We start from the raw sequence: 12957 nt of genomic DNA, 5'->3' as shown, positions 1-12957 counted from the left end.
GGGGTTTGCAGCGCCAACGCGATGGCGACGCCCATCCACGCATGGATGCACTCCGTCGACGCCTGAGCACACAAACAAAAACCCCGCCTTGCGGCGGAGTCAAAATACAGCACGTGTTTCCAGGGAGTTTCAGTGTCCGCCACCGGCGGCTGCACCCGCACCCGCGCCGAACGGCGGCTTGGCCAGCCACAGGAACGCGATGATCGCCAGGAAGATCCAGCCCAGCAGGAAGAAGATGTCGTTGAAGCCCATCTGCGATGCCTGGTGGTTGATCATGTTGTTCAGTACCGCTGCGCCGTGCTGCAGGTCGCCCTGCCCCATCGCCGTGACCTGGTCCTGCATGCCCGGCTGATAGGCCGAGATATGCTCGGTCAGGTCGGCATGGTGCACCTGGGTGCGCCGCGCCCACAGCCACGTCGTCAGCGACGCTGCGAAACTGCCGCCCAGCGTACGCAGGAACGTGGCCAGGCCGGAGCCCGCCGCGATCTCGCGCCCATCCAGGTCCGACAGCAGGATCTGCAGCACCGGCATGAAGAACAGCGCGACGCCGATACCCATGATCAGCTGCACACCCGCCACATGGTTGTAGTCCACCTGCAGGTTGAAGTTCGAACGCAGGAAGCTGGTCATCGACAACACAATGAACGCAATCGTAGCCAGCATGCGCATGTCGAAGCGCGATGCATACTTGCCCACGAACGGGGTCATGATCACCGGCAGGATGCCGATCGGCGCTGTCGCCAGGCCCGCCCAGATCGCGGTGTAGCCCATGTCACGCTGCAACCACTGCGGAATCAGCAACGCCACGCTGAAGAACGCCGCGTAGGCCACCACCATCGCCAGCGTACCGGCGCGGAAGTTGCGATGCCGGAACAGCTTCAGGTCGACGATCGGATCCTTGTCGGTCAGTTCCCAGATCAGGAACACCGTCAGCGTGACCACGGCCACACACGCCAGCACCACGATCTTCGTCGACGAGAACCAGTCCTCGTCGTTGCCCAGGTCGAGCACCAGCTGCAGCGCACCGACACCGATCACCAGGGTGACCAGGCCGACGTAGTCCATCTTCGGCTTCTCGATGTGCTCCGGGCGCCCCTTCAGCTGGTTGCCCACCACCAGCGCAGCGAAGATGCCCAGCGGCACATTGATCAGGAAGATCCATTCCCAGCTGTAGTTGTCGGTGATCCAGCCACCGAGAATCGGGCCGCAGATCGGCGCCACCACCGTGATCATCGCCAGCAGCGCCAGTGCCTGCCCGCGTTTCTCCCGTGGATAGATCGAGACCAGCAACGACTGCGTGATCGGGTACATCGGGCCGGCCACGAAACCCTGCAGCGCACGCGACAGCACCAGCATGCCCATGCTCTGCGCCAGGCCGCACAGCAGCGAGGTGATGACGAAGGCCAGCGTGGCCCAGACGAACAGCTTGCGTTCGCCGAAGCGGCGGCTGAGCCAGCCGGTCAGCGGCAGCGCGATGGCCGTGCTGACCGCGAACGAGGTGATGACCCAGGTCGCCTGCTGCGAACTGGCGCCGAGGTTGCCGGCGATGGTCGGCAGCGAGACGTTGGCGATGGTGGTGTCGAGCACCTGCATGAACGACGCCATCGCCAGGCCGACGGTGCACAGGGCGACGCTGGGCGGCAGGAACCCGGAGGCCGCACCCGGCGCCGCCGGGGCGCCCGGAGCACCGGGCGCGGCTGGAGCTTGTGCGGACATGGCGACCTCAGCCCACCTTCGCCTGCTGCGGCAGGTTGCCCTGGATGATCGTGTGGATCACCTCGTCGGCATCATGCAGCTGCTTGGCATACACGTCGGTGTCGAACACCGTGCCCTTGGCCGGGGTGCTCGGCAGCACTTCGCCCTTCTGGTCGCGCAGGCTCACTTCGGCCTTCATCGACAGGCCGATGCGCAGCGGGTGTTCGGCCAGCTGCTTGGCATCGATGGCGATGCGTACCGGCACGCGCTGAACGATCTTGATCCAGTTGCCGCTGGCATTCTGCGCCGGCAGCAGCGAGAACGCCGAGCCGGTGCCCAGGCCCAGGCTCTGGACGCGGCCCTTGTACTTCACGTCACCGGCGTACAGGTCCGACTTCAGCTCAACTTCCTGGCCCAGGCGCATGTGGCGCAGCTGGGTTTCCTTGAAGTTGGCCTCGACCCACATCTGCTCGGTCGGCACCACGGCCATCAGGGCATTGCCCGGCTGCACGCGCTGGCCCACCTGCACCGAACGACGGGCGACGTAGCCGGTGACCGGCGCGACGATGCCGGCGCGGGCGTTGTTGAGGAAGGCCTGGCGCAGCTGCGCAGCAGCGGCCTGCACGTCCGGCTGGGTGGCGATCACGGTGTCGTCGACCAGTGCGCGGTTGCGCTCGACGGTCTCGCGCGAACCGGCCACGGCCGCTTCGGCGGCGGCCAGCTCATCGCGGGCATGGGCCAGTTCTTCGTTGGAGATGGCGCCGGTTGCGGCCAGGTCCTTGCGGCGGGCGAAGTCGTCGCGCACGCGCTTCAGGGTCACCTGGCGGGCGTTCAAGTCCGCCTGCGCGCCTTCCACGCTGCGGTACAGGCCACGGGTCTGGCGCACGGTCTTGGCCAGGTTGGCTTCGGCCTGCTGCAGCGCCACCGACGTGTCGGACGGGTCCAGCTGCACCAGCAGCTGGCCGCGCTCCACGCGCATGCCGTCATCGGCGTTGATGGCGACCACGGTACCGGCCACCAGCGGGGTGATCTGCACCTGGTTGCCCTGCACGTAGGCGTCGTCGGTCTCTTCGAACCAACGGCCGAACATGAAGTACCACAGCGCCAGTGCGGCAAGCAGCAGCACGACGATCACGAACAGGCCGCGCAGCAGGTTGCCGCGGCGGTTGGGGGCGGCCGGGGCCGCGGTGTCTTGGGTCTGGCTCATGGCGGGCGTCTTCAGGAATGCGAGGAATCGAAATGGGAGGCAATCGGTGCGCGGTCGGCGTCAGCGGGCTGGAAACCACCGCCCAGTGCCTTGCTCAGGCGCACCGAGGTCTGCACCTGCTGCGACTGCAGGCCGGCCAGCTGCTGCTGCGATTGCAGCAGGGTGGACTGCGCGGTCAGCACGTCCAGGTAGCTGCCGATGCCGGCGCGGTAGCGCTGCTGGGCCAGGTCGAAGGCCGAGCGTGCGGTGTCCACTGCCTGCTGCTGCGCGTGCGCCTGCTGTGCCAGCGAGCGCACCGCGTTGACCTGGTCGGCGACGTCGCGCAGTGCATCGAGCACGGCCTGGTTGTAATTGGCCACCGCCAGGTCGTACTGCGCGTCGGTGTTGGCCAGGTTGGCGCGCAGCTTGCCGCCTTCGAAGATCGGCAGGCTCAGCGCCGGGCCGATGTAGGCGAAGGTGGAGCTGCTCTTCAGCAGGTCACCCACGTTCGGGGCGACCACGCCGGCCAGCGCGGTCAGGTTGAAGCTCGGGTAGAACTTGGTCTTCGCAACCTTGATCTGCTTGTCGGCCGCTTCAACGCGCCAGCGTGCGGCAACGATGTCGGGGCGACGGCCCAGCAGTTCGCTGGGCAGCACGCCCGGCAGCTGCAGCGCCACCGGGTTCAGCGGCTGCGGGCGCTGGATCGACAGGCCTCGGTCCGGACCCTTGCCGACCAGGGCGGCCAGTGCGGTGCGGGCGGCATCGATGCGCTGCTGTGCGGCCAGCACCTGCTGCTGCGCGGCCGGCACGCGGGCTTCGGCCTGGCGCACCTGCAGATCGCTGTCGATGCCGGCGCCGCGGCGCTGGCGGGTCAGCTGCAGCGACTTCTGCGAGCGGGTCAGTTCTTCCTCGGCCACGTCATTGAGCTGCCACGCGTAAGCCAGATCGGCATAGGCCTGGGTAATGCCGGTAGACAGGTTCAGGCGTGCGGCCTGGGCTTCGACGGTGGCGGCATGCGCGCCATCCACGGCGGCTTCCCAGGCGGCGCGCTTGCCGCCCCACAGGTCCACGCCGTAGCTGAAGTCGAAGGCGACCTGGCTGCTGCCGCCATAGCGGCCCCCCATCTCGCTGCCGACCATCGACTCGGGCAGGCGCAGGCCGGTATAGCCACCGGACACCGACAGGCTGGGCAGCTCATCGGCCCGTGCGGTGCCGACCTGGGCCTGGGCCTGGCGCAGGCGCGCATCGGCGGCATCCAGGCTCGGGTGACCGGCCAGGCCCTCGGCGACCAGCGCGTCCAGCTGCGCATCGCCCAGTGCCTTCCACCAGTCCTGCGCCGGGAAGCCGGCGGCGCTCAGGTCGGTGTCGGCCAGGGTGCGTTCGCTGTGCAGGCTGTCCACGTCAAGCACGTGGCCCTGCGGATTGAGGCCACGACTGCTGGCGCAGGCGGCCAGGGCCAGGGCCAGCGCTGATACCAGCAGCGCGCGCCCGGACCGGCGAAGAGTGGAATGCGGGATCGGGTTCATGGGGTCGTCAGTGAATCGCGGATTCGGGTGAGGAGGGACAGCAGCAGCGTGCGCTCATCGGCGGAAAGATCGCGTAGCGCGTAATCCATCACCGCGTCGCCGCGCAGCTTCAGCCGCGCCCACAGCGCGCGGCCTTCATCGGTCAGCACGATCTGCAGTGCGCGCCGGTCCTGCGCATGCGGTTCGCGACGGACGCAGCCCAGCGCTTCCAGCTTGTCCAGCAGGCGGGTCACCGCGCTGGGCACCTGGTCGATGGCCTGGGCCAGCTCGTTGGCAGTACACGGGGCCATGTTGGAAAGCACCTTCAGCCCGATGTAGTGAGTGAAGCCGATACCCAGATCTTCTTCAGCCATGGACGCATCGAGTTGGCGGACCAGGCCGTCGCGCACCTGGCGCAGCAGCAGGCCGAAGCTGGGGGGAGTGGTTGCAGGACAGATCATGGGGGAGCATTCTCTTCCAAAAAAAATATTTCTCAATGGAAATATTCGATCTGGCATCGAATGCTGTGTTGCAGCAGCGGGCTGGATCAATGAAGGCGCCTACCTTAATGATCTGGTCAGGTGGCCCGGTAGTACAATCCAGCCAATGGATGACACATTTCAGCCAGTGGACATGATGAACAAGGCAGAAATTCAGGTTCCCAAGCGCTTGCTCAGGGATGACGCACTGGACTGGTTCGAGCGCAATGACGGCCCGCCGGTCATCGCCTTCCGCTTCGACAGCCAGCAGGGCCTGGCCCGTGAGGTGGACTGGCACCACCATCAGCGTGCCCAGCTGATCTGCGTCGAACGCGGCCTGTTGACCACCCGCACCTCGCACGGCACCTGGTCGCTGGCGCCGGGCTCGGCCGGCTGGATGCCCCCGCTGGAGCCGCACACGGTCACCCTCGACGGCCCGCTGCGTGGCTGGGGCATGGCGCTGGCCGCACCGGCCTGCGCCACCCTGCCCGCCGACCCCTGCGTACTGGGCCTGTCCAAGCTGGCGCAGGCGCTGGCCGACCGCATCTGCGAGTGGCCGCTGGGCTATGACACCACGCCCGAGCGGCAGCACATCATTGACGTACTGCTGGATGAGATCCGCACCGCGCCGCGCCAGCGCATGCATCTACCGATGCCGCACGACCGGCGCCTGCTGAAGATCGCCTCGCAGCTGCTGGCCGACCCCTCCGACGAACGCAGCCTGGCCGAATGGGCGCATTGGGCCGGCCTCTCGCCGCGCAGCCTGACCCGTCACTTCCGCGACGAGACCACCCTCAGCTTCGCCCAGTGGCGACAGCAGGCCCGCCTGTCCGAGGCCCTGCGCCAGCTGACCGACGGCCGCAGCGTGGCCGACATCGCCCACGCGCTGGGCTTCAGCAGCGCCAGCGCCTTCGTCACCGTGTTCCGCCGCCACTTCGGGCTGCCACCGGGGCGCTACCTGGCACGGGCCGGACACGGCCTGGAAACCGGGCTGGACCCTGCACGTGGCTTGGCATCCCCCGCCGCATCCGGATAATCACAGGATTGCGAGCGGCGACCGCCGTCGCCGCCTCCCGACAACAGGTAACAACGCCGCATGACCGAACTTGCCCGCCCCGTGTTCCACGGATTCGAACAACTGCCGCTGCGCGAGTACGCCGAACGCGCCTACCTCGACTACTCGATGTACGTGGTCCTGGACCGCGCCCTGCCGTTCATCGGCGACGGCCTGAAGCCGGTGCAGCGCCGCATCATCTATTCGATGAGCGAGCTGGGCCTGAATGCCGCGTCCAAGCCGAAGAAGTCCGCGCGCACCGTCGGTGACGTCATCGGTAAGTACCACCCGCATGGCGACAGCGCGTGCTACGAGGCGCTGGTGCTGATGGCGCAGCCGTTCTCGTACCGTTACCCGCTGATCGAGGGCCAGGGCAACTTCGGCTCCAGCGACGACCCGAAGTCGTTCGCGGCGATGCGTTACACCGAATCCAAGCTGACCCCGATCGCCGAGGTGCTGCTGGGCGAACTGGGCCAGGGCACCACCGACTGGGCACCGAACTTCGACGGCACCCTGCAGGAACCGACCTGGATGCCGGCACGCCTGCCGCACCTGCTGCTCAACGGCACCACCGGCATCGCCGTGGGCATGGCCACCGACGTGCCGCCGCACAATCTCAACGAGATTGTCAGCGCGCTGCTGCACCTGCTGGACAACCCCGAGGCCAGCGTGCGCGATCTGTGCGAGCACGTGCAGGGCCCGGACTATCCGTCCAGCGCCGAGATCATCACCGCAGCCAACGACCTGCGCACGATGTACGAGACCGGCAACGGCAGCGTGCGTGCGCGTGCGACCTTCACCAAGGAAGCCAACAACATCGTGGTCACCGCGCTGCCGTTCCAGGTGTCGCCGTCGAAGGTGATCGAGCAGATCGCCGCGCAGATGCGCGCCAAGAAGCTGCCGTGGCTGGAAGACATCCGCGACGAATCCGACCACGCCAACCCGGTGCGCGTGGTGCTGGTGCCGCGCTCCAACCGCGTCGACGCCGACCAGCTGATGGGCCACCTGTTCGCGACCACGGACCTGGAGCGCAGCTACCGCGTCAACCTCAACGTGATCGGGCTGGACGGCCGTCCGCAGGTGAAGAACCTGAAGATGCTGCTCAGCGAATGGCTGACCTTCCGCAGCAACACCGTCACCCGCCGCCTGCAGCACCGCCTGCAGAAGGTCGAGCGCCGCCTGCACCTGTTGGAAGGCCTGCTGGTCGCGTTCCTCAACCTGGACGAGGTGATCCACATCATCCGTACCGAGGACGAACCGAAGGCGGCGCTGATCGCGCGCTTCGGCCTGTCCGACGACCAGGCCGAGTACATCCTGGAAACCAAGCTGAAGCAGCTGGCCCGCCTGGAGGAGATGAAGATCCGCGGCGAGCAGGACGAGCTGGCCAAGGAGCGCGAGAAGATCCTCGGCATCCTCGACAGCAAGGCCAAGCTGAAGAAGCTGATCCGCGACGAACTGACCGCCGATGCCAAGAAGTTCGGCGACGCACGCCGTTCGCCGCTGGTGCAGCGCCAGGCCGCGCAGGCCATCGACGAGACCGAGCTGGTGCCGAGCGAGCCGATGACCGTCGTGCTGTCGGAGAAGGGCTGGATCCGCGCCGCCAAGGGCCACGACGTCGATGCGTCCGCCCTGTCCTACCGTGATGGTGACGCCCTGCAGGGCGCAGTGCGTGCGCGCAGCACGCAGCAGGTCGCGTTCCTCGACAGCGAGGGCCGCGCCTACTCGACGCCGGTGCATACCCTGCCTTCGGCGCGCGGCAATGGTGAACCGTTGACCGGCCGCTTCTCGCCGGCAGCGGGCACCAGCTTCGTCACCCTGGCCAGTGCCGAGCCGGATGCCCGCTTCGTGCTGGCCTCCACCCACGGCTACGGCTTCGTCACCCGCTTCGAGAACCTGATCGGCCGCAACAAGGCCGGCAAGGCGATGCTGAACCTGTCGGCGGGTTCGTCGGTGCTGACCCCGTCGGTGGTCGCCAACGTCGCCACCGACCGCATCGTGGCAGTGACCAGCTCCGGCAACCTGCTGGCGATCGCCGCCAACGACCTGCCGGAACTGGACAAGGGCAAGGGCAACAAGATCATCGAGATCCCGAAGGCCAAGCTCGCCACCGAACGCGTGGTGGCCATCGTGGCGATCAGCCCGGGGCAGACCCTGCAGGTCCGCGCCGGCCAGCGCACCATGGGCCTGAAGTTCAACGAGCTCGACGCCTACCTCGGCGCCCGCGCCACCCGCGGCCACCTGCTGCCGCGCGGCTGGCAGAAGGTGGAAGGGTTGTCGGTGGAGTGAGGGTGCGGGGTCGGATCCCTTTCCATGGGAAAGGGCTCTGACCCATTCAACATGGCGAGGGGTCAGAGCCGTTTTCGTCGAAAACGGATCCGACCCCGGACACGAAAAAGCCGGGGCATTCCCCGGCTTTTTCGTTGTCGGCTGGCGGGCGGTGGAGCGGCTGGCGGGCGAAGGCTGGCTGGCTGGCGATGCTCCGGTGCTGGCGGGCGACAGAACGCTGTGCTTCTTCTGGTAGAGCCGACCGCTGGTCGGCTGCTTTTTGCAGAGCAGCCGACCAGCGGTCGGCTCTACCGGGTGGTCACCGGGCATGGCCCGGCGCCACCTGCGGCTCAGTGCGCCGGAGCGCCGTTGCCGTCGATCTTGCTCAGCTGGTACAGCTCCAGGCCGATGCGCTTGATCAGGCCCAGCTGCTGCTCCAGCCACCAGGCGTGGTCTTCTTCGGTGTCCTTCAGCTGTGCAAGCAGGATGTCGCGGCTCACGTAGTCACCCTTCTCCTCGCACAGCTTCATGCCGGCGGCGAGATTGTTCCGAACCGCGTATTCAGTATCGAGATCCTTCTGCAGCATCTCCTCCACGGTCTTGCCCGGCTCGGTGGCATGCGGGCGCATGTCCGGGTCACCGCCGAGGAACAGGATCCGGCGCAGCAGCGCATCGGCGTGCTGGGTTTCCTCTTCCATCTCGTGGTTCAGGCGTTCGTACAGCGCGAACAGGCCCTGGTCCTCGTAGCGGCGGGAATGGATGAAGTACTGGTCGCGGGCAGCAAGCTCGCCGCGCAGCAGTTCCTTCAGGCAGGCGATGACGTCCGGGTTGCCTTTCATGGGGGGCTCCTGTGAATCGATGTGACATAGGGTGCCGCATTTCAAAATACGGTGATCTAATCGGAATCAGTCGCAGTTGCGCCTGCGGCTACAATCAGCCCACGAGTTCGGAAAGGACGTGCGATGCGACGTACATGGCGTTGGGTGCTGGGCGTGTTGATCGCCATCGCGCTGGTCACCGTCCTGGTGCTATGGCTGCTGCTGCGCGGCAGCCTGGCCGACCTGGACGGCGAGCATGCGCTGCCGGGGCTGGCCAAGCCGGTCACCATCGAGCGCGATGCGCTGGGCGTGGTCACCATTACCGCCGGCAGCCAGGCCGACGCGATGCGTGCGCTCGGCCGCGTACACGCGCAGGAACGTTATTTCGAGATGGACCTGATGCGCCGCAGTGCCGCCGGCGAGCTGTCGGCGCTGTTCGGGCCGAAGGCCATCGATGCTGACAAGCGCATGCGCGTGCATCGCCTGCGCGCACGCACCGAGGCGAATCTGCAGGCCGCACTGGGCGACAACGGCGAGGCGGTGCGCGCCTACGTGGATGGCGTCAACGAGGGCCTGGCCGATCTCTCCGTGCGCCCGTGGGCCTACCTGCTGCTGCGGCAATCGCCACAACCGTGGCAGGCCAGCGACAGCGTGCTGGCCGGGCTGGCCATGTACGCCGACCTGCAGGACCCGAACAACCAGACCGAGCTTGCACTGAGCCGCATCCGCGCAGTGGTGCCGCCGGCGCTGTACGCGCTGATCGCCCACGACGGCACCGAATGGGATGCACCGCTGTTCGGCGAACCCACCGGCAACGCCGCCCTGCCCGATGCCAGCCAGCTCGATCTGCGCACTTTGAAGGGGAAAACGGGCACCGAGCAGGAAGAGGCCGACGTCATCGGCAGCAACAACTTCGCGGTGGCCGGTGCACTTACCGCCGACGGCCGCGCGATCGTCGCCGACGACATGCACCTGGGCCTGCGTGCACCCGGCCTGTGGTTCCGCGTACGCTTGCGCTACCCCGACCCGCAGGCCGCCGGCGGCCAGGTCGATGTCACCGGCTTCTCGCTGCCCGGCCTGCCGGCCGTGATCGTCGGCAGCAACGGCCACGTCGCCTGGGGCTTCACCAACAGCTACATCGACACGGCGGACTACCGCACGGAACCGGCCAACGCCGCGATGACCGTGCACGAAGAACGCATCGCCGTGGCTGGCCAGGCCGACGTGCTGTTCCCGGTACGCGAAACCGCCTGGGGGCCGATCCTGCATACCCATGCCGATGGCAGTGGCGATGCGCTGCGCTGGGTCGCACACCTGCCCGGCGCCGTGCGCCTGGACTTCGGTGACCTGGCCCGCGCCGGTGACCTGGACGGTGCACTGCACTTCGCCGACCGCGCCGGCATTCCCGCGCAGAACCTGGTGGTCGGCGACCGCAGCGGCCGCATTGCCTGGCGGCTGATCGGTGCCCGCCCTGACCGCGGCCCCGGCTGTGCGCCGGCCGGCTTCACTGCCGCCAACAACCAGGACTGCGCACCGTGGCCGATCCGCAGCGATGCCTCGCCGGCACTGATCGATCCCCCCAACCATCGCCTGTGGACCGCCAACGGTCGCGTCCTCGATGGCGAGGCACTGGCCAGCGTCGGCAACGGCGGCTATGACCTTGGTGCCCGCGCGCGGCAGATCCGGGATCTGCTGGCAATCCAGGAGCGCTTCGACGAGCACGACCTGCTTGCGATCCAGCTCGATGATCGTGCGGTGTTCCTGCAGCGCTGGTGGGTGCTGTTGCACGATGTGCTGGAGCACAGCGACGACCCGGCCCTGAAACGGCTGGAGGCGGTCAGTCACCAGTGGGGTGGGCGCGCCTCGGCCAGTTCGGTGAGCTACCGGGTGGTGCGTGAATTCCGCACCCAGGTGATGGAGACCCTGTCCGATGCGCTGCTGGCACCGGCCAACGCGCAGCTGGGCGATGACTACCTGGACCCGCGCCTGGCACAACTGGAAGGCGTGGCCTGGCCGATGCTGCAGCAACGCCCCGCCAACCTGTTGCCACCGGCCTACGACAGCTGGGACGCGCTGCTGCTTGATGCCGCACGCCGCACCGAAAGCGAGCTGGCCAAGCAGGGCCCACTGGCCCAGCGCACCTGGGGAGAGCGCAACACCGCGGCGCTCTGCCATCCCATCGCGCGTGCATTGCCGGATATCGCCAAGCGCTGGCTGTGCATGCCCGCCGATCCCCTGCCCGGTGACCGTGACATGCCGCGTGTGCAGACGCCGAACTTCGGCGCCTCCGAACGCATGGTGGTCTCGCCCGGCCACGAGGCCGACGGCATCGTGCACATGCCCGGCGGCCAGAGCGGCCATCCGCTGTCGCCGTACTGGGGCGCCGGCCACGAGGACTGGGTGCATGGGCGGCCGACACCGTTCCTGCCCGGCAAGGCGCAGCACACGATGACGCTGGTGCCGGCCCGTTGACGGCCGGGGTCAGATCCCTTTTCCAGAGGAAAAGGGATCTGACCCCACCTCCACTCCTGCGTGGATGCCGTCCAGCACTCAGCCCCTGCGCCGCTCGATCAGGTTCAGCAGCGGCCCGGTCATCGCCGTGGTCACCAGCGCCATGATCACCAGCACCGCGAACAGGCGGTCGCCGAGCAGGCCCAGCTCGTAACCCAGGTTGAGCACGATCAGCTCCATCAGGCCACGGGTGTTCATCAGCGCCCCCAACCGCCACGCTTCGCGCGTGGGCATGCCCGCACTGCGCGCGGCACTGAAGGTACCCAGCAGCTTGCCCGTCGTGGCCACCGCGATCACCACCACGCACAACACGACATCGCTGGCCTGCAGCGCATCGGCGCGCATGCGCAGGCCGGTCATGGCGAAGAACAGTGGCAGCAGCAGGGTCACCGCGAACGGTTCGACGCGGGCCATCAGCAGGTCGCGCAGCTGCGCGTTGGACGATACCGCGACGCCTGCAGCGAATGCACCGAACAACGCGTGGATGCCCAGCATCTCGGTGATCAGCGCACTGGCCAGTGACAGCAGCAGGATACCCAGCAACCAACGTCCCTCACGGCCCGGCGCGATCTGCTGGCGGGCAAACCACGGCTTCACCAGCCCCAGCATCAGCGCCACGAACACGACCACGCACAGCAGGTTGAGGCTGGCCGGCAACCAGCCGCTGGCCTGGGCGGCGGCGACGATCAAGGCCAGCAGGCACCAGGCGGTGGCATCGCCCAATGCCGCGCAGGCGATCGCGGTCTGGCCCAATGGCGTCTGTGTGATCCCACGATCGGCAAGGATGCGCAGCAACACGGGGAACGCGGTGATGCTCATGGAGATGCCGACGAACAATGCGAATGCAGTAAAGCCCACACCCTGCGGACCGTGCTGCGGATACAGCCAGATCGCCAGCGCCACGCCAAGCACGAACGGCACCGCGATGCCGGCATGGCTGACCGTGAAGGCGAAGCGCCGGCGGCCACGCAGCGCCGCCAGGTCCAGCTCGGCACCGGCCACCAGCAGGAACATCAGCACGCCCAGCTGGCTGAGCATGCCCAGCGGCCCCAGCGAGCTGGCCGGGAACAACGCACCATGCAGCTGCGGCAGCAGGCTGCCGAGCACCAGCGGCCCCATCATCAGGCCAGCGGCCATCTCGCCGATCACCGCCGGTTGTCCCAAGCGCTTGAGCAGCGCACCTGCGCCCTTGGCCACCAGCAGCAGCACCAGCAGCTGCAGAAGGAACAGGCCCAGCGGAGACGTCAGGTGCTGAGCCCAGCCGCCTTCAGCGGCGGCGGTGGCACGGGCAACCGCCGCAGGCGCCGCAGGCCCGGCATATCGCGCCAGCAGCACGCCGGCCAGCAACGGCACCCCGGCCCAGGCCAGGTAGCGCCATCCCCACTTGATCGGCGGCGCCCGGCCCCCGGTCTGTACGTCCATGAACATTCCCCAATGTGCAGGG

General features: G+C 67.8%; 9 protein-coding genes. 3 read left to right on the top strand and 6 right to left on the bottom strand.

Going from position 1 to position 12957, the window contains the following annotated elements; all coding sequences use genetic code 11:
- Window positions 1–129 precede the first annotated feature (129 nt).
- The 4 genes from emrB to emrR are packed head-to-tail and all read right to left on the bottom strand — an operon-like array spanning window position 130 to window position 4847.
- Complete coding sequence (gene emrB / locus SriyCCGPB3_RS06670) at window positions 130–1716, bottom strand: multidrug efflux MFS transporter permease subunit EmrB (RefSeq protein WP_180854224.1); 1587 nt, start codon at window positions 1714–1716, stop codon at window positions 130–132.
- A 7-nt stretch (window positions 1717–1723) separates the two neighbouring features.
- A complete protein-coding gene (gene emrA / locus SriyCCGPB3_RS06665) occupies window positions 1724–2902 on the bottom strand; it encodes a multidrug efflux MFS transporter periplasmic adaptor subunit EmrA (RefSeq protein ID WP_049399501.1) in 1179 nt (392 codons plus the stop codon).
- Between the two features lie 11 nt (window positions 2903–2913).
- Complete coding sequence (gene emrC / locus SriyCCGPB3_RS06660; protein ID WP_350260004.1) at window positions 2914–4407, bottom strand: multidrug efflux transporter outer membrane subunit EmrC; 1494 nt, start codon at window positions 4405–4407, stop codon at window positions 2914–2916.
- Window positions 4404–4847 carry a multidrug efflux system transcriptional regulator EmrR gene (gene emrR / locus SriyCCGPB3_RS06655; protein WP_005415875.1) on the bottom strand — a complete coding sequence of 148 codons (444 nt, stop codon included), beginning with the start codon at window positions 4845–4847 and terminating at the stop codon, window positions 4404–4406. The genes emrC and emrR overlap by 4 nt, the downstream gene beginning before the upstream one ends.
- A gap of 172 nt (window positions 4848–5019) precedes the next feature.
- Here emrR and SriyCCGPB3_RS06650 point away from each other — a divergent pair, with 172 nt between their 5' ends.
- Window positions 5020–5901 (top strand): helix-turn-helix domain-containing protein, encoded by an 882-nt coding sequence (locus SriyCCGPB3_RS06650; RefSeq protein WP_180847695.1) that lies wholly within the window; start codon window positions 5020–5022, stop codon window positions 5899–5901.
- A 60-nt stretch (window positions 5902–5961) separates the two neighbouring features.
- Window positions 5962–8205, top strand: a complete 2244-nt coding sequence (gene parC / locus SriyCCGPB3_RS06645) for a DNA topoisomerase IV subunit A (RefSeq protein ID WP_164161664.1) — start codon at window positions 5962–5964, stop codon at window positions 8203–8205.
- Window positions 8206–8534: 329 nt separating this feature from the next.
- Here the strand turns inward: parC and bfr are convergent, their stop codons facing one another.
- Window positions 8535–9023, bottom strand: a complete 489-nt coding sequence (gene bfr / locus SriyCCGPB3_RS06640) for a bacterioferritin (RefSeq protein ID WP_005408763.1) — start codon at window positions 9021–9023, stop codon at window positions 8535–8537.
- 123 nt (window positions 9024–9146) lie between these two features.
- Between bfr and SriyCCGPB3_RS06635 the strand changes: the two genes are divergently transcribed.
- Window positions 9147–11474 carry a penicillin acylase family protein gene (locus SriyCCGPB3_RS06635; RefSeq protein WP_350260003.1) on the top strand — a complete coding sequence of 776 codons (2328 nt, stop codon included), beginning with the start codon at window positions 9147–9149 and terminating at the stop codon, window positions 11472–11474.
- Window positions 11475–11552: 78 nt separating this feature from the next.
- Here SriyCCGPB3_RS06635 and SriyCCGPB3_RS06630 read toward each other — a convergent pair whose 3' ends face one another.
- The gene (locus tag SriyCCGPB3_RS06630) at window positions 11553–12941 is read right to left on the bottom strand and encodes a cation:proton antiporter domain-containing protein (protein ID WP_350260002.1); all 1389 of its coding nucleotides are present in this window, start codon (window positions 12939–12941) and stop codon (window positions 11553–11555) included.
- Window positions 12942–12957 lie beyond the last annotated feature (16 nt).

It is taken from the genome of Stenotrophomonas riyadhensis (assembly GCF_040256885.1).
Classification (GTDB): domain Bacteria; phylum Pseudomonadota; class Gammaproteobacteria; order Xanthomonadales; family Xanthomonadaceae; genus Stenotrophomonas; species Stenotrophomonas riyadhensis.
Note: the sequence above shows the minus strand (reverse complement) of the source record. Positions and strands in the feature narration are given on the sequence as shown.